At 71.8% G+C, this 20,765-nt stretch carries 13 protein-coding genes, 1 tRNA gene, 1 pseudogene and 1 riboswitch; of the genes and pseudogenes, 3 read left to right on the top strand and 12 right to left on the bottom strand.

The annotated features are described in order from the left end of the window. Positions 1–54 precede the first annotated feature (54 nt). Together F7Q99_RS16185 and F7Q99_RS16180 are read right to left on the bottom strand one after the other, a co-directional pair. Positions 55–927, bottom strand: a complete 873-nt coding sequence (locus tag F7Q99_RS16185; RefSeq protein ID WP_153462232.1) for a Bax inhibitor-1/YccA family protein — start codon at positions 925–927, stop codon at positions 55–57. A 141-nt stretch (positions 928–1,068) separates the two neighbouring features. Further along, a tRNA-Leu gene (locus tag F7Q99_RS16180) sits at positions 1,069–1,150 on the bottom strand. Positions 1,151–1,406: 256 nt separating this feature from the next. On the opposite strand from F7Q99_RS16180, the gene F7Q99_RS16175 reads away from it, so the two are divergent. Continuing rightward, entirely contained in the window at positions 1,407–2,216 is an 810-nt protein-coding gene (locus tag F7Q99_RS16175) for an ABC transporter ATP-binding protein (RefSeq protein WP_153462230.1), read from the top strand. Between the two features lie 46 nt (positions 2,217–2,262). Then, a complete protein-coding gene (locus F7Q99_RS16170; RefSeq protein ID WP_153462228.1) occupies positions 2,263–4,821 on the top strand; it encodes an ABC transporter permease in 2,559 nt (852 codons plus the stop codon). A 263-nt stretch (positions 4,822–5,084) separates the two neighbouring features. Here the strand turns inward: F7Q99_RS16170 and F7Q99_RS16165 are convergent, their stop codons facing one another. The 7 genes and pseudogenes from F7Q99_RS16165 to F7Q99_RS16135 form a co-directional block, all read right to left on the bottom strand. Beyond that, a complete protein-coding gene (locus tag F7Q99_RS16165) occupies positions 5,085–6,452 on the bottom strand; it encodes an NAD(P)/FAD-dependent oxidoreductase (protein ID WP_153462226.1) in 1,368 nt (455 codons plus the stop codon). Between the two features lie 428 nt (positions 6,453–6,880). Then, on the bottom strand, positions 6,881–7,816 hold the full coding sequence (locus F7Q99_RS16160) for a Ppx/GppA phosphatase family protein (protein WP_153466251.1): 936 nt from the start codon (positions 7,814–7,816) through the stop codon (positions 6,881–6,883). Between the two features lie 158 nt (positions 7,817–7,974). Then, a pseudogene (locus F7Q99_RS16155) lies at positions 7,975–8,502 on the bottom strand (DUF501 domain-containing protein); the annotation flags it as partial. Continuing rightward, on the bottom strand, positions 8,474–8,953 hold the full coding sequence (locus F7Q99_RS16150) for an FtsB family cell division protein (RefSeq protein ID WP_230210236.1): 480 nt from the start codon (positions 8,951–8,953) through the stop codon (positions 8,474–8,476). The gene F7Q99_RS16150 and the pseudogene F7Q99_RS16155, both read right to left, overlap by 29 nt. A 105-nt stretch (positions 8,954–9,058) precedes the next feature. After that, entirely contained in the window at positions 9,059–10,345 is a 1,287-nt protein-coding gene (gene eno, locus F7Q99_RS16145) for a phosphopyruvate hydratase (RefSeq protein ID WP_326846727.1), read from the bottom strand. 249 nt (positions 10,346–10,594) lie between these two features. Continuing rightward, positions 10,595–11,518, bottom strand: coding sequence for a transglycosylase family protein (locus F7Q99_RS43170; RefSeq protein WP_153462220.1), 924 nt, complete (start codon positions 11,516–11,518; stop codon positions 10,595–10,597). A gap of 5 nt (positions 11,519–11,523) precedes the next feature. Continuing rightward, positions 11,524–11,691: riboswitch (cyclic di-AMP (ydaO/yuaA leader) on the bottom strand. Between the two features lie 211 nt (positions 11,692–11,902). Beyond that, positions 11,903–13,201 carry a cytochrome P450 family protein gene (locus tag F7Q99_RS16135; RefSeq protein ID WP_153462218.1) on the bottom strand — a complete coding sequence of 433 codons (1,299 nt, stop codon included), beginning with the start codon at positions 13,199–13,201 and terminating at the stop codon, positions 11,903–11,905. A 281-nt stretch (positions 13,202–13,482) separates the two neighbouring features. Here F7Q99_RS16135 and F7Q99_RS16130 point away from each other — a divergent pair, with 281 nt between their 5' ends. After that, positions 13,483–13,908 carry an SDR family NAD(P)-dependent oxidoreductase gene (locus tag F7Q99_RS16130; protein WP_153462216.1) on the top strand — a complete coding sequence of 142 codons (426 nt, stop codon included), beginning with the start codon at positions 13,483–13,485 and terminating at the stop codon, positions 13,906–13,908. Positions 13,909–13,917: 9 nt separating this feature from the next. On the opposite strand, the gene F7Q99_RS16125 is transcribed toward F7Q99_RS16130, so the two are convergent. The 3 genes from F7Q99_RS16125 to F7Q99_RS16115 all read right to left on the bottom strand — a co-directional run bounded on the left by F7Q99_RS16125 (position 13,918) and on the right by F7Q99_RS16115 (position 20,674). Then, a complete protein-coding gene (locus F7Q99_RS16125; RefSeq protein ID WP_326846726.1) occupies positions 13,918–14,940 on the bottom strand; it encodes a MazG family protein in 1,023 nt (340 codons plus the stop codon). Positions 14,941–15,095: 155 nt separating this feature from the next. After that, positions 15,096–18,725 (bottom strand): transcription-repair coupling factor, encoded by a 3,630-nt coding sequence (mfd, locus tag F7Q99_RS16120; protein ID WP_153462214.1) that lies wholly within the window; start codon positions 18,723–18,725, stop codon positions 15,096–15,098. Between the two features lie 581 nt (positions 18,726–19,306). Continuing rightward, positions 19,307–20,674: a hypothetical protein gene (locus F7Q99_RS16115; RefSeq protein WP_153462212.1), complete on the bottom strand. Its 1,368-nt coding sequence runs from the start codon at positions 20,672–20,674 to the stop codon at positions 19,307–19,309. Positions 20,675–20,765 lie beyond the last annotated feature (91 nt).

Raw genomic sequence — 20,765 nt, 5'->3', positions numbered from 1 at the left:
CCCGGAGCGGTGTGGCTCCGGGGGCCCGGCGGCAGTGCGGTACGGCGGGACGCGTCAGTCGTCCCCGCGCAGGCTGGCGATCAGACGTAGCATCTCGAAGTAGATCCAGACCAGCGACAGCGTGAGCCCGAAGGCGGCCCGCCAGGCCTCCTGCTGCGGAGCGCCCTCGGCGATGGCCCGCTCGATCTCGTTGAAGTCCAGCGTCAGGTAGAACGCGCCGATGGCGACGCCGATCAGGCCGACGCCGATGCCCAGCGGGCCCGACCAGGTGTTGAGGCCCCCACCGAACCACCAGGCGATCGAGTTGATCAGCAGCAGCACGGCGAAGCCCAGGCCGACCGCGATGCCGATCCGCGTGTACGCCGGGGTGACCCGGATCCGGCCGCTCTTGTAGGCGAACAGCATCGCCCCGAACACCGCCGCCGTCCCCAGCACGGCCTGAACGGCGATGCCCGGCCAGAGGGTGTTGAGGAAGTGCGTGACGGCGCCGAGGAAGACGCCCTCCAGAGCCGCGTAGGCCACGATCAGGGCCGGGCTGACGGTCGGCCGGAAGGTGATGACCAGGCCGACGACGAAGGCGATCAGCGAGGCGCCGACCGCGAAGCCGAAGTTCTTGAACGGCAGCGTGAACCAGGCCAGCGCGCCGGCGGCGACCAGGGTGAGGAGCGTCATGGCGGTCCGCGCGACCACGTCGTCGAGCGTCATCCGCCCGGTGGCGCCCGGGCCGGCCGACGGCCCGTTGTACATCGCGTACAGCTGCTCGTCGGTCAGCGGGCCCTGGCCCTGGGACTGCTGGGCGTAGGGGCTTCCCGCGTAGGGGTTGTTGCCGTGGGGACCCCCGGCCTGCGCGGTGGGTCCGAACCCCGCGTAGCCAGGCTCGCGGGTGAAGGACCCCTCCCGCGAGAAGACCGGGTTGCTGCTTCTCATTGCTCATTCCCTCCGTGGCGGCACCGCACCGCCCCGCATCAGGGTAATGGCTTGGCAAAAAAATCGGGATACGCCGCGAGGAGGATCCGCCGACGGACTCCCGGCGGGGACGCCGTCGGCGCCCCCGCAACGAACGAGCGGTGCCCGGAGCCGGACTCGAACCGGCACGGCCTCACGGCCAAGCAGTTTTAAGCTGCCCGTGTCTGCGTTCCACCATCCGGGCGTCCCGTGAACCACCCCTGAGCCTAGTCGCCCGGATCACCCTTTCGCATGTTCCCGGCCACGGAAGTTGTCATGTTTCCTTGCCATCTGACGAACAGTCCGCGATTCGGCCACGAAAGACACCGGTTCAGGCCACCGACCCGTCCTCAGGGTCCACGTCATACCGCAGGAGGAGGAAGCCGACCCGCCGTACACCCGGCGGGGGTCAGGCCAACCGTCCGGCGGAGCGACGAAGATCGGTGATCACATAAAGGAGTATGGAAGGAGGAATCCGCGACCAGAGGAGCACCCCCGTGACCACGTCGACCGCAACCGCCGTCCGCACCGGCCGGGCGGCCGCCCGCGCCACCGGTCTCAACAAGGTCTACGGGGAGGGGGAGACCCGTGTGGTCGCCCTCGACAACGTCAGCGTCACGTTCCCCCAGGGCGAGTTCACCGCCATCATGGGCCCCTCCGGCTCCGGCAAGTCCACGCTCATGCACTGCATGGCCGGCCTCGACACCGTCTCCTCCGGCTCGTCCACCATCGGCGACACCGAACTCGTCGGCCTGAAGGACAAGCAGCTCACCCAGCTGCGCCGCGACCACATCGGCTTCATCTTCCAGGCCTTCAACCTGCTCCCCACGCTCACCGCGCTGGAGAACATCACCCTCCCGATGGACATCGCCGGCCGCAAGGTCGACAAGGCCTGGCTCGACCGCGTCGTCGACACCGTCGGCCTCTCCGGCCGCCTCAGCCACCGCCCGTCCCAGCTCTCCGGCGGCCAGCAGCAGCGCGTCGCCTGCGCCCGCGCCCTCGCCGGCAAGCCCGACATCATCTTCGCTGACGAACCCACCGGAAACCTCGACTCCCGCTCCGGCGCCGAAATCCTCTCCTTCCTCCGCAACTCCGTGCGCGAACTCGGCCAGACCGTGGTCATGGTCACCCACGACCCCGTCGCCGCCTCCTACGCCGACCGCGTCGTCTTCCTCGCCGACGGCCGCATCGTCGACGAACTGACGGCCCCCACCGCCGACACCGTCCTGGACCGCATGCGCCGCTTCGACGCCAAGGGCCGCACCAGCTGACACCCAGGCAGCCCAGCAGCCCCCTTACGCGACTTCAGGACACCTCATGTATCGCACCGCACTGCGCAACGTGCTGGCCCACAAGGGCCGACTGCTGATGACGGCTCTGGCCGTCATGCTGGGAACCGCCTTCGTGGCGGGCACCATGGTCTTCTCCGACACCTTCGACAAGGCCATGCGGGACAGCAACTCCAAGAGCTACTCGGACGTCTCGGTCCAGGTCGTGGACTACGCGGCCGGCTCCCGCGCCTCCGCCAAGGAGCAGAGCGAGAGCGGCTCCGCCAAGCTCACCGACGCCACCGTCCAGCAGCTGGCCGCGCTGCCCGGCGCCGCGGGCGCCCGCGGCGTGGTCAGCGGCTTCACCGGGGTGGCCGACCACAACGGCAACCTGATCGGCCAGTCGTGGTCCGCCCGGGGCGCCAACTTCGCCCCCGGCCCGGACGGCAAGGACGCCCGGTACCCGATGGCCGAGGGCCAGGGCCCGACGAACGGCAAGGAGATCGCGCTCGACCGCAGGACCGCAGACAAGGGCGGCTACAAGGTCGGCGACACCGTCCGGGTCGCCGCCACCGGCCCGGTGATCGAGGCGAAGCTCACCGGCATCTTCACCACCGACAACCCGGTGGTGAGCAGCGGCGGCACGCTCACCCTGTTCGACCGCGCCACCGCCCAGGAGCTGCTGCTGGAACCCGGCCGGTACAGCAGCATCGTGCTCACCGCCAAGCCCGGCACCACCGAGGACGCCCTGCTCGCCCAGGTCAAGCCCACCGTGCCGTCCGGCCAGCACTTCGACACCGAGACCGGCGAGCAGCTCAAGGCCGAAGAGCAGCGCATGATCGCCGACGGCACCAAGACCCTGCGTACCGTGCTGCTCGCGTTCGCCGGGATATCGCTCTTCGTCGGCATCTTCATCATCGCCAACACCTTCACCATGCTGGTCGCCCAGCGCACCAAGGAGCTCGCGCTGCTCCGGGCGATCGGCGCCAGCCGCAAGCAGGTCACCCGCTCCGTCCTGGCCGAGGCCCTGGTGATCGGCGCCGTCTCGGCCGTGGCCGGTCTGGTCGCCGGCGTCGGGATCGGCGCCGGGCTGCAGTCCCTGGTCGGCTCGCTGAACGAGAACATGCCGTCTGCCTCGCTCGTGATCAAGCCGGTCACCATCGTCGTGACCCTCGTGGTCGGCATCAAGGTGACGGTGCTGTCGGCCCTGCTGCCGGCCATGCGCGCCTCGCGGATCGCCCCGGTGGCCGCGATGAGCAGCGGCGACCAGCCGGCCAGCCAGAAGAGCCTGATGGTCCGTAACGTCATCGGCTCGGTGCTCGCGGCCGGCGGCCTCGCGCTGATCGGCTACGGCGCCTCCACCGGCAACGACAGCGGCCGGATGCCGGTCGCGCTCGGCGCCTTCCTGGCCCTGATCGGCGTGTTCGTCCTGCTGCCGCTGCTCTCCCGCCCGGTCATCGCCCTGATCGGCCCGGTGCTGCGCAAGCTCGCCGGCACCCCGGGCAAGCTGGCCCAGCAGAACGCCGTCCGCAACCCGCGCCGCACCGCGGCCACCGCCGCCGCCCTCACCATCGGCCTGACCCTGGTCAGCGGCCTCACTGTGATGGGCGCCTCGGTCAGCGGCGCGATCGACAAGGCCATCACCAGCTCGATGAAGGCCGACTATCTGGTCGGCGCCGCCGAGGGCATGGGGCTGTCCGACAAGGTGCCCGGTGAGATCGCGGGCGCCCCCGGGGTGGTCGCCTCCTCGCCGATGACCGAGTCGTACTGGGAGCTTAACGGCGTCACCAAGGCGATCACCGGTCTGAACGCGGACAGCTTCGACCAGCTCGCCCAGATCAAGCTGATCAGCGGCTCCACCGCCGCCCTCGGCAAGGGCCAGCTGCTGGTGGACCAGAACGTCGCCACCAGGTTCAACGTCACCACCGGCTCCACCGTGACCGTGGACTTCCGCGACGGGTCGACCGGGCAGCTCACCGTCGGCGGCGTGTACGAGAAGGGCGGCATGCTCGGCCCGGCCGTCCTGGCCAACGGCGAGGTCGCCAAGCACAACCCGAAGGCGCACATCTCCGACGTCCTGGTCAAGGGCAAGGACGGCGCCACCGGCGCGCTGAAGCAGTCGCTCAAGGACGCCACCGGCGCCAACCCCGTCATCGAGGTCAAGTCCAAGCAGGACGTCCGTGACCAGTTCAGCCAGGCCATCACCGTCGTGCTGAACATCATGTACGGACTGCTGGCGATGTCCGTGCTGGTCGCCATCCTCGGCGTGATCAACACGCTGGCCATGTCGGTCTTCGAGCGCAAGCGCGAGATCGGGATGCTGCGGGCGATCGGCCTGGACCGCCGGGGCATCAAGCGGATGGTCCGTCTGGAGTCCGTGGTGATCTCGGTCTTCGGCGCCGGCATCGGCCTGCTGCTCGGCTGCTTCATCGCCTGGGCGATCATCGGCACGCTGAAGTCCAGCCTGGCCGGTCTGACCACCGTCCTGCCGTACGGCCAGCTGGCGCTGTTCCTGGGCCTGGCCGGGCTGGTCGGCCTGGTGGCCGCGCTGTGGCCGGCCCGCCGGGCGTCCAGGCTGGACATCCTGGAGAGCATCAAGACCGACTGACCGTCACCCGGGACGCCTTGGGACGCCTGAGCACCCCTCAGGCGTCCCTGGGCGTCCCTCGGGGCGTCCCGAGGCGCCCCTGGGCGTCGGTGTCGCCCGAGCACGCGGAAGGCCCCTGCCGGTTCGGCAGGGGCCTTCCTACTTCTGTACTCCGCCCGGTCGCACGGCCGGCTGAGCACCACGGAGGTCGTGGTCCGGCGACACTGCCGGGCGGAGGGCCTCCGACTCATACCCGAGTGCTCCCACACCCGGGCCTCAGTCGCTTACTTGCTGGCGAGTTCCTTCTCGACGGCCGGCTTGGCCGCCTCGACGGGCTTGGTGGGAGGCGTGACCTCCTGGATGGGCAGCTGCGGCTTCTCCATCTGGGAGAGGCCGACCATCTCGCGCTTCAGGAACATCGCGAGCGTCCAGTCCGTGAAGACGCGGACCTTGCGGTTGACGGTCGGGACCATCGCGCCGTGGTACGCACGGTGGAACCACCAGGCCAGGCGGCCCTTGAGCTTGACCTTGCCGAAGAGGATCGCGACACCCTTGTGCAGGCCGAGACCGGCGACCGCACCGAGGTTCTTGTGCTTGTACTCCTTCTGCGGGAAGCCCCGCATGCCGGAGATCACGTTGTCACCGAGGACGACGGCCTGGCGGCAGGCGTGCTGCGCGTTCGGCGGGCACCAGGCGCCCTCGCCGGCGGCGAGGTCCGGCACCTGGGCGTTGTCGCCGGCGGCCCAGACGTAGTCGAAGCCCTGGACCTGGAGGGTCGGCGCGGTGTCGACGTGGCCGCGCGGGCCGAGCGGCAGGCCGAAGTCGGCCAGCACCGGGTTCGGCTTGACGCCCGCCGTCCACACGATGGTGGAGGCGTCCATCTCCATGCCGTTCTTCAGCATGACGTGGCCGTCGATGCAGGAGTCCATCGAGGTCTCGATGTAGACCTCGATCTTGCGCTCCTCGAGCTTCTCCTTGGTCCACAGACCGAGGTCCGGGCCCACCTCGGGGAGGATGCGGTTGGCCGCCTCGACCATGACGAAGCGCATGTCGTCACGGCTGACGGTCCGGTACAGCTTCGACGCGTCGCGCGCCATGTCCTCGATCTCGGCGATCGTCTCGACACCGGCGAAGCCACCGCCGATGACGACGAAGGTCAGGGCCTTGCGGCGGACCGCCTCGTCCGTGGTGGACTCGGCCTTGTCCAGCTGGGCCATGACGTGGTTGCGGAGGCCGATGGCCTCCTCGACCGTCTTCATGCCGATGCCGTGCTCCGCCAGACCCGGGATCGGGAAGGTGCGGGAGACCGAGCCGGTCGCGACGACCAGGTACTCGAAGGGCAGCTCGTACGAGTCGCCGGCCGCGGGCTGGATCGTGGCGACCTTGCGGGCGTGGTCCACACCGGTGACCGCACCGGTGAGCACCTCCGCCTTCTTGAGGGCGCTGCGCAGCGGCGCGACGAGGTTGCGAGGCGCGACGTTGCCGCCGGCCGCCTCGGGGAGGAAAGGCAGGTACGTCATGTACGACCGCGGGTCGACGACCGTGACGGTCGCTTCGCCGTAACGCATCTTCTTGAGGATGCGCATCGCGGCATACAGGCCGACGTAACCACCGCCGACAATGAGGATGCGAGGACGCTCCGTGGTGCTCATATCCGAAAGTATCCAGCACCGTCCGGAGCAGCCTTCGTGAGCCCGGTCACAAGCTCGTGGACACCCCGTGCTACACTGCGCGGCCACAAAACGACCCCCTCGGCGACATCCCACCGCCCCCGGAGGTGCCCCGCGAGCGCCGGGGCGCACACCACCGAGCTGAGCAGCAACGATCCGTACAGCACCGGGGTTCCCGCGCGTGATTTCGAATTTCAAACCCCGAACGAGGCCTGACCTGCGATCCATCGGCCGCTACGCACGGCATACCTTCGGTCCCACATTTCGGACGTAGCGGGCGACCGGGTGCGACGATTGGCGGGGTGGCCATGTGAAGAAATTCACGAACATTCCCGCACGGGCCCGGGCGCGCCCCGGCCCCGGACCCCCGAAAGGGGCTCCGGGGCCGGTCAGGTAAGGCGTGCAGGGGGTCAGGAGGCCATACTCCAGGCGATCCCGTCCAGGATGTCGTGCTCGCTCACGACCACCTCGTCGGCGCCGGTCCGCTCCATGATCTCCAGCAGCTCCAGCGCGCCGGCCGCGATCACGTCCACCCGGCCCGGGTGCATCGACGGGATCGCCGCGCGCTCGGCGTGCGTGGCGGCGAGCAGCTCGCGGGCGATCCGGGCCACCCGCTCCCGGCCGATCCGCGAGTGGTGGATCGCCTCGGAGTCGTAGGCGGGCAGCTCCTGGGCGATCGCGGACACCGTGGTGACCGTCCCGGCCAGGCCCACCAGGGTGGCCGCGCCGGTCAGCGGGACGGCCTCCTCCGCCTTGTCCAGCTCGGCCCGCACGTGCGCCCGGGCGGCCTCGATCTGCTCCTCGGAGGGCAGCTCGGCGCCGCCGAAGTGGCGCTCGGTCAGCCGGACGCAGCCGATGTCCACCGAGCGCGCCGCCCGCACGTCGTCCTCGCCGAGCACGAACTCGGTCGAGCCGCCGCCGAGGTCGAACACCAGGTACGGAGCGGGGAACTGGCCGCCGGTCAGCTCCTTGGTGGCGCCGACGAAGGACAGGTGCGCCTCCTCCTCGCCGCTCACCACCTCGGGCTCGACTCCCAGGATGTCGCGCACGCCCTTGACGTACTCGTCGCTGTTCTCGGCGTCCCGGGAGGCGCTGGTCGCGACGAAGCGGGTGCGGCCCGGGCCGACCCCGAACCCGGTGATGATCTCCTTGTACTCCCGGCAGGCCGCGAAGGTGCGGGCCAGGGCGTCCGGGTGCAGCCGGCCGGTCTGGTCCACGCCCTGGCCCAGCCGGTTGATGATCATCCGGCGGTCGAGGTCGGTGATCTGCCCGGTCTCCGGGTCCAGATCGGCGACCAGCAGGCGGATCGAGTTGGTGCCGCAGTCGATCGCGGCCACACGGGTCATGCTCACTCGGACTCCCGGGAAGAGGATTCCTGCGCGTCGCCCTCCTCGGCGGCGCGCTTCTTGGCGGCGCGCTCGGCGGTCTTCGCCTCCTTGGCGGCGATCACGGCCTCGTGGTCCTGCTCCTTGGCCCGGTTGCGGGCGACCCGCTCACCGGCGGCCTCGACCTCGGCCGGGGAGACGCACGGGCCCTTGGCCCACCAGTCCTCCAGCATGCCGAGCGCCTCGTCGCCGAGCGGATTGACGCCCTCGCCGGCCGCCAGCGAGTGGCCGGCCAGCACGTGCAGGCACTTGACCCGGTCCGGCATGCCGCCGGCGCTCGGGAAGCCCTCCAGCACCTCGATGGCGTCGCGCCGGGCGATGTAGTCCTCGTGCGCCTTCTGGTAGGCGGCGGCCAGCTCCGGGTCCTCGGCGAGGCGGGCGCTCTGCTCCTTCATCACGCCGTCCGCCTCCAGGGTGCCGATCAGCGAGGCGGCCTTGGGGCAGGTCAGGTAGTAGAGCGTGGGGAACGGCGTGCCGTCCGGCAGCCGGGGGGCCGTCTCCACGACGTCCGGGTTGCCGCAGGGGCAGCGGTGCGCCACGGCGCGCAGGCCGCGCGGCACCCGGCCGAGCTGGGCGGCGATGGCCGCGACGTCGGCGTCGGAGACGGCGGGGTGGTTCTCAGTGGTCATGGGAGGCGGGGTCTCCAACGGGGGACGGTGGGAGCGGACGGGTGGAGGGCGGGGCCAGGGCGGCGGTGTCGGCGGCGTCCACCGAGTCCCAGATGCTGGAGTACCAGGGCTTGGCGGCCTTCACCGGGCCGGTGGCCGTGCCGCCGGCGGGGGCGGGCGAGGCGGCGGAGGACGCGGGGGCGCCCTGTCCGGCCGGGTCCACCGCGATGTACGGGGTCTCCCCCGGCATCGCGTAGTGCAGCCGGGCGCGGGCCTGCGCCTTGACGTACTCCGGGTCCTGCCAGCGGGCCTTCTCCCGGCGCAGCTGCTCGACCTGCTGCCGGGCATGCTCGGCCTTCGCCCGCTGGGCGGAGATCTCGGCGCGCTGGGAGATGAACTGCCGCGTCGGGTAGGCGAGGATCGCCACGAGCGAGCAGAGCACCAGGACGAGGACGGTCGCCCGGCTCGTGAAGCGAGGCCGGGCCGCCAAGCCCGGGATCCTCCAGCCTGCCATCTCCCGTTCCCCTCCTGGTCGCGACGGTGCCCCGCCGTCCACCCTACGGGGTGAACGGCGGGGCACCGGTCAGGCGTGCGCTCAGCCCTCGTGCTTGAAGCGCGGGAAGGCGCCGCGGCCGGCGTACTCGGCGGCGTCGTCGAGGATCTCCTCGATGCGCAGCAGCTGGTTGTACTTGGCGACGCGCTCGGAGCGGGCCGGGGCACCGGTCTTGATCTGGCCGCAGTTGGTGGCGACGGCCAGGTCGGCGATGGTGACGTCCTCGGTCTCGCCGGAGCGGTGCGACATCATGCAGCGGTAGCCGTTGCGCTGGGCCAGCTCGACGGCGTCCAGGGTCTCGGTCAGCGAGCCGATCTGGTTCACCTTGACGAGCAGGGCGTTGGCGGTGCCGGTCTCGATGCCCTTGGCCAGGCGGGCCGGGTTGGTGACGAACAGGTCGTCGCCGACCAGCTGGACCTTGTCGCCCAGCTTGTCGGTCATGGCCTTCCAGCCGTCCCAGTCCGACTCGTCCAGCGGGTCCTCGATGGAGACCAGCGGGTAGGCGGCGACCAGCTCGGCGTAGTACTCGATGAGCTCGGCGGCGGAGAGGGCCTTGCCCTCGAACTGGTAGGCGCCGTCCTTGTAGAACTCGGAGGAGGCGACGTCCAGGGCCAGCGCGACGTCCTGGCCGGGCACGTAGCCGGCCTTCTGGATGGCCTCGACGATGAGGTCGAGGGCCTCGCGGTTGCTGTCCAGGTTCGGCGCGAAGCCGCCCTCGTCGCCGAGGCCGGTGGACAGGCCGCGCTCCTTCAGCACGCCCTTGAGGGTGTGGTAGACCTCGACGCCCCAGCGGACGGCCTCGGAGAAGGACTCCGCGCCGATCGGGGCGATCATGAACTCCTGGATGTCGACGTTGGAGTCCGCGTGCGACCCGCCGTTGAGGATGTTCATCATCGGAACGGGCAGGACGTGCGCGTTCGGGCCGCCCAGGTAGCGGAACAGCGGCAGGTCGCTGGCCTCGGAGGCGGCGTGCGCGACGGCCAGCGAGACACCCAGGATGGCGTTGGCGCCGAGCGAGGACTTGTCCGGGGTGGCGTCCAAGTCGAGCATGGCCTGGTCGATCAGGCGCTGCTCGGTGGCGTCATAGCCGACCAGCTCCGGGCCGATCTGCTCGATGACGGCCAGGACGGCCTTCTCCACGCCCTTGCCGAAGTAGCGGTTCTTGTCACCGTCGCGGAGCTCCAGCGCCTCGAAGGCGCCGGTGGAGGCACCCGACGGGACAGCGGCACGACCGGTGCTGCCGTCGTCGAGGCCGACCTCGACCTCGACCGTGGGGTTGCCACGCGAGTCGAGAATCTCACGGGCTACGACGACATCGATGGACGGCACGAGGCATCTCCTTGCGGAAGCAGGGGTCCGGCTGACGGTGGTGCTGTCGGCGGGACGATTGCGGAGTCGTTACGACCAGAGCCTAACCGCACGGGCTCCCGGGGCCACGTTGACCTGGGTCCCGTCTCACCGTGTGGCCCGACTACCCACCGGTAGTTCACCTGGTTGCCCCAACAAAGGGGGCGAACGCGGACGAAGGGGGCCGGAGCCGCCGCCCCCCTTCGTCCGGTGCCCCCAGATCAGCCGAGGTCAGCCGAGGTGCAGGACCTGGCCGGGGAGGATCAGGTTCGGGTCGCCGCCGACGGTGCCGCGGTTGCCGTCGTACAGCGCGTGCCAGCCGCCGGACACGCCCTGGGCGGCGGCGATGCTCGACAGCGTGTCACCGGCGTGCACGGTGTAGTCGTGGCCGCCCTGCGGCGCGGCCGGGGCGTGGTGGGTGGCGGCGGGAGCCGACTGGGCCGGGGCGGACGGCGCGTACTGGGTCGCGGCCTGGCCGGCGTACTGCTGGTAGACGCTCTGGTGGCTGGTCCAGTACCAGGCGCCGTTGTTCTGGTACCAGTACACCTTCGCGTCGGCGTCCCAGCCGGCCTTGCCGGAGAAGCCCGGGGCCTGGGGTTGGGCCTGCTGCTGGGGCTGGGCCTGCTGGGCGTGCTGATGGGCGTGCGGCTGGGCGGCCTGCTGCTGCACGGGCTTCTGAGCCGGCTTCGGCTGGGCGGGCTTCGCGGCGGGCTGCTGGGCATGCTGCTGGGCGGCGGGCTTGGCGTCCGAGGAGGAGTCGACGACGGCCGGAGCGCCGCCCTTCGACAGGCCGGCCTTCTTCGAGCAGACCGGCCAGGCGCCCGGGCCCTGCGAGGCCAGGACCTTCTCGGCCACCGAGATCTGCTGGGACTTGCTGGCCTGGTTGGCCTGCGGCGCGTACGCGGTGCCGCCGTACGCCTTCCAGGTGCTGGAGGTGAACTGCAGGCCGCCGTAGAAGCCGTTGCCGGTGTTGATGCTCCAGTCGCCGCCGCTCTCGCACTGGGCGACGGAGTCCCAGCCGGAGGCCGGGGCGGCGGAGGCGCCGGTGGCGGTGAGGATCGGCAGTGCGAGTCCGACGCCTGCCACACCTGCGACGGCGATGGCCTTCTCGGCCTGGGTGCGACGACGGTGACGGCCAGTTCCAACGAACAGCATGAAGAGGTCCCTCTCCGCACGCCTGCGAGGTGAGCTGTCGGGTTCGGACCGGGAGGTGGCCCGGCCGCCGTCAGCGGAAACGATTCCGCATGGGCGGCTTCACCCCAAGCCGTCGAGGAACGGCAAAAATCCTGGTTCCCCCGTCCCTGCCCAGGGTCTGGTCGGTTTCCCGTGACGCGGCGGGCAGGACTCGGCGTTCCGCGTACGAGGGTCCGCAGCTGCGAACTCCAGGGAGAGTAGACCGATCCTCAGACAAATCACAAGCTCATATCGTCGACATCACACCGGAATTACGTCGCGTGTTCAATCACCGGTCAACGGCAGATGTTTGTCCGGATTGATGGGTGTTCATGCTGGCGCCCGAGGTGCATGAGCGACGTGTCGTCAGCTGGTCGAGGCGCCGAGAACGGCATGCGGGGAGCGGCTCTCCGGACTGAATTCGACCGGAAGTTCACGCAGTCCGCGCATGATCAGACCGCCGCGCCAGCGCAGATTCTCCGGGGTTTCCGCCAGCCGCAGATCGGGCAGGCGGGAAAGCAGCGTGGCCAGCGCGCTGCGTCCTTCGAGCCGGGCCAGCGGCGCGCCGATGCAGTAGTGGATCCCGTGCCCGAAGCCCAGGTGCGGGTTGTCCGTCCGGGCCAGGTCCAGGGTGTTCTCGTCCGCGAACCGGGCCGGATCCCGGTCCGCCGCGGCGAGCACCACCAGCACCGGGTCGCCGACCGGGATGTCCACCCCGCCGATGGCCAGCGGCCGGGTCGCGAACCGCCACGTCGCCAGCTCCACCGGCCCGTCGTAGCGCAGGAGTTCCTCGATCCCGGTCTCCAGCAGCGCGGTCTCGCCACGGGCCACCGACTCCTGCAGCAACGCCCGCTGTCCGGGATTGCGCAGCAGCGCGTACGTGCCGTTGCCGATCAGGTTGACGGTCGTCTCGAAACCCGCGAAGAGGAGGATGAACGCCATCGCGGCGGCCTCGTTCTCGGTCAGGTGCTCGCCGTGGTCGCTCGCCCGGATCAGGCCCGAGATCAGGTCGTCCCCGAGCTCCAACCGCTTGCGGTGGATCAGCTCCAGCAGATACGCCCGCATCCGCTTCACCGCCCGCCCCACGCCGCCGCGTTGGCCGCTGCCGTGGCCCGGCTTCGTGTGTCTCAGCATCATGCCGGCCCAGTCGCGGAAGTCGTCCTGGTCCTCGGCCGGCACGCCCAGCATGTCGCAGATCGCGTAGATGGGGAGCGGGAACGCGAACTCGTGGATCAGGTCCGCCGAGCCGCGCTGCGCGAAGCCGTCGATCAGGCGGTCGGTGAGCTGCTGCACCCGCGGCTCGAACTCGGCCACCCGGCGCGGCGTGAACGCCTTCGACACCAGGCGGCGCAGCCGGGTGTGGTCCGGCGGGTCGATGTTCAGCAGATGCGTCATCAGGTCCGCCTGCCGCTCGCCCGGGATGCCCACCCGGCCGGTGCGGTGCGCCTGCTCGCTGTGGTGCGCCGGGTTCTTCGACAGCCGGCTGTCCGCCAGCGCCTGGCGCGCGTCCGCGTACCTCGTCACCAGCCAGGCCTCCACCCCGCTCGGCAGCGTGGTGCGGTGCACCGGGGCGTGCTCGCGCAGCCAGGCGTAGGCCGGGTACGGATCGGCGGCGAACTCCCACGTGAAGAGCGGCGGGCGGGCGTCATCGGGCTGAACTGGCATGGTTCGACCGTATCCGGTGGATCAGGGTGGGCCCGGCCGGTGACGGACCGTGACCGGTTCGTCCACGGCCGGCGCAGGGTCGATCAACACCCCGCGAACGCTCCGTGCACGGCCTGTGGACGGCCTGTAGACGGGTCTTGGACAGCTCTTGGCCGTGCGGCGGGCGTGAGTCTGGTCACCTGAGGGGTAATCCCTGTTGCGGAGGGTCAGGACGTGCCTACGATCCTCGGCAGAAAATCGTGGGCGCCGGTGCGGTGCCGCCCACAGGGAGGAGCGGACCAATGAAGGTCAGCGGGGCAGTCGTCGTCATCGCGGTACTCGACGGCGGGTCGGGGGCCGACCTCGCCCGCCGGTTCACCGCGGCCGGCGCCGCCGGCATGCTGATCGCCGACCAGCGGGCCGCCGTCGCCGAGGACCTCGCCGCGGAGCTCGACCGGCCCGGCTGCCCCGTCGTCGGCGTCGGCGGGGACATCCGCCGCCCCAGCGACGTCGCCGCGCTCGTGGACACCGCCGAGAAGCACCTCGGACCGATCGACCTGTTCTGCGTCGCGGGCCCGGACGGCGAGCGGATCATCTCCCTCGCCGACCTGCCCGACCACCTCGACCTGGAGCGCCTCGCCGAACTCGTCGCCCTCGTCGGCGAGGCGATCGGCGAGGTCGTCCCGCCGCAGCGGCGCCGCGAACCGGACACCGCGACGGCGGCGTGAGCCCGCCGCCTACTCCGGCTTGAGCCCTTCTGCCGCGCGCACCGCGTCCCGGTAGCCGCGCGCGGCGGCCCGCAGCGCCGCGTCCACGTCCACCCCGGCGTCGTGCGCCCGCTGCGCCACCGCCAGCAGCAACCTGCCCGCGGACTCCGCCGTGAGCTCCGCGGGCAGCTCGTACGGCTCGTCCGGCACCCCCGCGAACCCGGCCCGGCGCACCCGCGACACCAGCTTCGCCGCGTACGCCAGCGACGGCAGCCCGGCCGGCACGCCGTCCAGCACCGACTCCCGGTCCGCCTTCTCGGCCGCCTTCAGCTGCTCCCAGTTCGCCTCCACCTCGGCGGCGCCCCGGGCCTCGACGTCCCCGAACACGTGCGGGTGCCGGTACATCAGCTTCTCGACGATGTCGCCCGCCACGTCGTCGATCGAGAACGCGTCGGTCGGGTGCTCCTCGGCGATCCGGGAGTGGAAGAACACCTGGAGCAGCACATCGCCCAGCTCCTCGCGCAGCGTCTCCCGATCCCCCTCCTCGATCGCCTCGACCAGCTCGTACGCCTCCTCCACCAGGTACTTCACCAGGCTCGCGTGCGTCTGCTCGGCGTCCCACGGGCAGCCGCCCGGCGAGCGCAGCCGGTCCATCACCGACACCAGGTCCAGCAGGCGCGCCCCGGGCAGGTCGTACGAACCCGGCAGCACCTCGATCTCCGGCACCTCGCCCGCGTGCTCCACCGCCAGCCGCGCCAGCGCCACCGTCAGCCCCGGATCCCCGTCCGGACTGCCCAGCCACACCGTCGGCCCCGCCGCCGCCGGCTGCTCCGTCAGCAGACGCGCCAGAGCCGGCGCCGACTCGGCCGACACGACCTCCACCGCCACCCCGGCCTGCCGCACCGCCGCCAGCTGCGGATGCCCGGCATCCCCCGCCAGCACCCGCCCCGCCGACCGCAGCGCCTCCCACGCCGGCCACGCCAGCAGGCCGGGAGCCACCCGGTGGGTGGTGGTGAGCAGGATCAGCTTCGCGCCCGGAACATTCGTCGTCACACCTCGAACCTACCCGCCCCGGCCACCTCGCTCGACGCGCTCCCGGGCGGGCGTCAGCGCTGGAGCCGGGTACCGGGCCCGACCGCACCCACCCGTGACCTGCGGCGCCGGGGCCGGCGCGGGAAGTCGGCCCGCCCGACTTCCCGCTCCCGCTGCTACTTCTTCGTCCCCGCCAGGTCGTCGAACATCGCCGACAGGAACTCGCTGCACCACCCCAGCAGCTCCCGCCCGACCAGCGGCTTGCCGCCGATCCGGCCGGTGCTCGGCCGGGGCACCAGCAGCTGCTGGCTGGCGGCCTTGACCTGGCTGCGCGGGTACAGCCGGTTCAGCCGCAGCTGCTGCGACTCGCGCAGTTCCACCGGCCCGAACCGGACGTTCGCGCCCTGCAGGGTGATGTCCGAGATGCCGCACCGCCGCGCGTACAGCCGCAGCGCCGCGACCAGCAGCAGGTTCTCCACCGGCTCGGGCAACTTGCCGTAGCGGTCGACGAGTTCGTCCCGGACCTGCTGGGTGTCCGCCTCCGAGTTGACCGCCGCGATCGAGCGGTACGCCTGGAGCCGCAGCCGCTCGCCGGGCGCGTAGTCGTGCGGCACGTGCGCGTCGACGGGCAGCTCGATCTTCACCTCCAGCGGCTCCTCCTCCGGCTCGCCGCCGCCCGCCAGCGACTCGCGGAACTCGGCCACCGCCTCGCCGACCATCCGCATGTAGAGGTCGAAGCCGACGCCCGCGATGTGCCCGGACTGCTCGCCGCCGAGCAGGTTGCCGGCGCCGCGGATCTCCAGGTCCTTCATCGCGACGTACATGCCGGCGCCCATCTCGGTGTGCTGGGCGATCGTGGCGAGCCGCTCGTGCGCCGTCTCGGTGAGCGGCTTCTCCGGCGGGTACAGCATGTACGCGTAGCCGCGCTCGCGCCCACGGCCGACCCGGCCGCGCAGCTGGTGCAGCTGGGAGAGGCCGAAGGTGTCGCCGCGCTCGACGATCAGGGTGTTGGCGTTGGAGATGTCGATGCCGGACTCCACGATCGTGGTCGACACCAGGACGTCGAACTCCTTCTCCCAGAAGTCGACGACGACCTTCTCCAGCTGGGTCTCCCCCATCTGCCCGTGCGCGGTGGCGATCCGCGCCTCGGGGACGAGGTCCTTGAGCCGGGCCGCCGCCTTGTCGATCGACTCGACACGGTTGTGGATGTAGAACACCTGGCCCTCGCGCAGGAGTTCACGCCGGATCGCGGCCGAGATCTGCTTCTCGTCGTAGGGGCCGACGAAGGTCAGCACCGGGTGCCGCTCCTCCGGCGGGGTGGTGATGGTGGACATCTCGCGGATGCCCGTGACGGCCATCTCCAGCGTGCGCGGGATCGGCGTGGCGGACATGGTCAGCACGTCGACGTTGGCGCGCAGCTTCTTCAGCTGCTCCTTGTGCTCGACGCCGAACCGCTGCTCCTCGTCGACGATCACCAGGCCGAGGTCCTTGAACCTGGTCTCCGAGGAGAACAGCCGGTGGGTGCCGATGACGACGTCCACCGAGCCCTCGGCGAGCCCTTCCAGCACGGCCTTCGCCTCGCTGTCGGTCTGGAAGCGGGACAGCGCCTTCACCGTCACCGGGAAGTTGGCGTACCGCTCGGCGAAGGTCGAGTAGTGCTGCTGCACCAGCAGCGTGGTCGGCACCAGCACGGCCACCTGCTTGCCGTCCTGCACCGCCTTGAAGGCCGCCCGCACGGCGATCTCGGTCTTGCCGTAGCCGACGTCGCCGCAGATCAGCCGGTCCATCGGGACGGACTTCTCCATGTCGGACTTGACCTCGGAGATGGTGGTCAGCTGGTCCGGCGTCTCCGCGTACGGGAAGGCGTCCTCCAGCTCGCGCTGCCACGGGGTGTCCGGGCCGAAGGTGTGGCCGGGCGCGGCCATGCGTGCCGAGTACAGCCTGATCAGGTCGGCGGCGATCTCCTTGACCGCCTTCTTGGCCCGCTGCTTGGTCTTCGCCCAGTCCGCCCCGCCGAGCCGGTGCAGGGTCGGGGCCTCGCCGCCGACGTACTTGGTGACCTGGTCGAGCTGGTCGGTCGGCACGAACAGCCGGTCGCCGGGGTGGCCGCGCTTGGCCGGCGCGTACTCCAGCACCAGGTACTCGCGGGTGGCGCCCTGGACGGTGCGCTGCACCATCTCGACGTACCTGCCGACGCCGTGCGCCTCGTGGACGACGTAGTCGCCGGCGACCAGGGCCAGCGGGTCGATCGCGTTGCGGCGCCGGGAGGGCATCCGGCGCATGTCCTTGGTGGAGGACTTCTGGCCGGACAGGTCGGTCTCGGTGATGACCGTCAGCTTCAGGTTCTCGTCGACGAACCCGTGCTCGATCGAGCCGCAGGAGACGTGGACGACGTCCCGGGTGGGCGCCTCGGCGAGGTCGGCGACCAGCCGGGCCGGGATGCCCTCGTTGCCCAGCACCTCCGCGAGCCGGGAGGCGGGCCCGTGGCCCTCCGTCACCATGACGACCCGCCAGTCTGCGGCCAGCCGCTCCTTGGCGTCGGCGATCGCGCGCGCGGTGTCGCCGCGGTAGGCCTCGACGGCGTGCATGCCGAGGGTGAGCGTGTTGGCGTCGAACTCCAGGATGCCGTCGACCGTCGACTCGCTGGTCGCGAACGGGCTGACGGACCACCAGGGCAGGCCGATCTCGGCGGCGTGCTCGCGGACCTCGGCGAGCGAGCGCAGCGAGGCGGCGGAGACGTCGATGGTCTCCAGGTCGATCGGGCGGTCCCCGCCGGCGGCGGCCGCGACCCAGGAGGCGTGCAGGAACTCCTGGCTGGTGGCGACCAGGTCGGCGGCCCGGGTGCGCACCCGCTCGGGGTCGCAGACCACCGTGACCGAGCCGAGCGGCAGCACGTCGACCAGCAGCTCCATGTCGTCCACCAGGACCGGCGCGAGCGACTCCATGCCCTCGACCGCGATGCCCTCGGCGATCTTGTCCAGGATCTCGGCCAGCCCGGGGTGCGCGGCCGACAGCTCGGCGGCCCGCGCCCGCACCTCGTCGGTGAGCAGCAGCTCGCGGCAGGGCGGCGCCCACAGGCCGTGCTCGGCGATCTCCAGCGAGCGCTGGTCGGCGACCTTGAAGTAGCGGATCTCCTCGACGTCGTCGCCCCAGAACTCCACCCGCAGCGGGTGCTCCTCGGTCGGCGGGAAGACGTCCAGGATGCCGCCCCGGACGGCGAACTCGCCCCGCTTCTCGACCAGTTCTACCCTCGCGTAGGCGGCGGCGGAGAGCCCGCGGGCGACCTCCTCCAGGTCGTGCGACTCGCCGCGCTGCACCGCGACCGGTTCCAGCTCGGCCAGCCCCTTCACCTGCGGCTGGAGCACCGAGCGTACCGGGGCGACGATCACCTGCACCGGCCCCGCCGCCGGATCGTCCGCCCGCGGGTGCACGATCCGGCGCAGCACGGCCAGCCGGCGGCCGACGGTGTCCGAGCGGGGCGACAGCCGCTCGTGCGGCAGCGTCTCCCAGGCCGGGAACTCGGCGACGGCGTCCGGCGGCAGCAGCGAGCGCAGGGACGCGGCGAGGTCCTCCGCCTCCCGGCCGGTCGCGGTGACGGCGAGCACCGGACGGCCGTGGTCCCCGGCCGCCGCGGCGGCGAGCGCGCGGGCCAGCGCGGCGATGGCGAACGGCCTGGCGGCGGGCGGCCCGACCAGGTCCAGGTGGCGGCGGTCACCGGCCGCGGCTCCGGTGGCGGTCGCGGCCTCGATCGCCTCGGCGAGCGCCGCGTCCCGCGCGACGACATCGAGCAGTCCGGTCAGGCTCATCTGGGGTCTCTTCTTCGTCCCGTGGCTGGTGCTGCCTCCGGGCGGCGAAGGCCCGCCGGGGCAACGCGAACGGCCCGGCACGCCGAGCGGCCGGGGGTCTCCAGCCTACGCCGCGGCACCGACACGCACGCGGCGTACCGGCCTGGTGGGGCCGGGCGCCGACGAACCACCGGACGGAACACCGGGCCCCGCCCGCGGACGCACCGGTCGAGGGTCCGTCGGGCTCCGGCTCCGCGGCCCGGCACGAACTGGCCATATTCCTGTCACTGCCCGTCCATGGAGATCGTCCACCATGGTGAACGTGCCCGCCGCACCCAACCGTGGGGGATGGCTGTGGCGGCGCAGTCGCACCCCGATGGGGGTCGGTGGTGCGAGGCCGGGCGACCCTGGGTGGGGGCGCCCGCCCAAGCGCCGGGAACCGTGGCGCCCTTTCCTGGAGGGCGCCACGGGTCTCGGCCTCGTTCGTTCCGGGGCCTTCGTCCGTTCCCGGGCGTCCGCATCAGGGCCGCGAACCACCGAGGCCCTGACCGCCGGACGGGAGGCGGTCAGGGCCCAGGACGCGAAGCCTGCCGGGGCGTCGGCTAGCGGCGGCGGTAGGTGACGGTGTTCGGGGTGGCGTAGTCGCTGCCGTCGTCCACGATGACGATCTTCGGGATGATCCGGGTCTCCTCGCTCTCCGGCTGCTCCTCGGCGGCATCGGCGGAGGCCGCCTCAGGCGGCGCGGCCGGCTTCGGCGGCACCGCGGAAGGCGCGACCGGGCCGGTCACCACGGAGGCGTCGGCGGGGGCGGCATCGGCCGGGGCCTCGTCCGCCGGGGCGGTCGGCAGTCGCAGCGCGGTCGTCGCCTTCTCCCGGGCCTCCGGCACGTCCGGCTTCCGCAGGTCGGGCGCCTTCCGCAGGTCGGGCGCCTTCCGCAGGTCGGGCGCCCTCCGCAGGCGCGGCACGGCGATCTCCCCGGTGTCCGCCTCGGAGTCCGCCCCGGAGTCCGCCGGCGCGGCGTCCGCGGCCGGGGTCTCCTCGCCGGCCTCGGCGGGCTCGGCAGGGGCTTCGGCGGGTTCACCAGGCTCGATCAGACCGACCGCCGCCCCGGTGAGCGAGGCGAGCGTGGCCTTGATGTGGTCGAGGTGCTTCTGGACCGTCTCCTGCCGCGAGGTGAACGCGCGCCGCTCGCGCTCGGTCGCCGCGTTGAGCTTCTCGGCCTCCCGGCGGGCCTGCTCGATCAGCTGGTCGGCCTTGGCCTGGGCCTCGGTCTCCAGCTGCTTGATCTGGCCCAGCACGGTCTCCCGGTGCTGCTCCGCCTCCTTGACCCGGCGTTCGGCGGTCGCCGACACCTCGGCCTCCTCGGCGTCGGCCTTGGCCTCGGCCTCGGCGAAGGCCTCGTCGGCCCTGCGCCGCCGGCCGGCCAGCTCGGTCTCGGCCTGCTCGCTCGCCTCGGCGGCGGCGACCCGCACCTTGGCGGCGTAGGCGGTGGCGGTGTCCCGGACGGTCCGGTTGTCGCGGTCGGCGTCGGCGCGGATGGTCTCGGCCTCGGCCCGGGTGCGCTCCTCGGTGCGCCGGGCGGCCTGGTCGGCCTCGGCGCGGGTGGTGGCGGCGTACTCCCTGGCGGCGTGGTCGAGCTCCTGGCCGGCGTCGTAGACCTCGTCGCGCAGGTCCTCGGCGAAGCGCTCGGCCTTCTCGCGGACGGCGCGCGCCTCGTTCTCCGCCATCGCGGCCAGTCCGGCGGCCTGTTCGCTGAGCACCTCGTAGTCGGGTGCCGGGGCGTCCTCGGCGGCCTTGCGGACCTCGGCCAGCCGGTCCTCCATCTGACGGATCCCGGCGCCGAGGACGCTGAGTCGCTCCCACGCCTCGTCACGCTGCGCGGTGAGGGCGGCGAGGGCTCGGTCGACCTGCTCGGGCGCGTAACCGCGCCGGGCCGGGGTGAAGCCGTACTGGGGGCTGGCGTCGCTCATGGGCTCTTTCCCCTCGTGTCGCGGGCTGCGGAGCCCATGATCGGACGGAACGGACGGATCCGGAACCGGTACCGAGGTCCGGTCCGGATTC

The organism is Streptomyces kaniharaensis, from assembly GCF_009569385.1.
GTDB lineage: Bacteria > Actinomycetota > Actinomycetes > Streptomycetales > Streptomycetaceae > Kitasatospora > Kitasatospora kaniharaensis.
The sequence above is the reverse complement of the archived record's forward strand: the minus strand, read 5'-3'. Positions and strand labels throughout refer to the sequence as shown.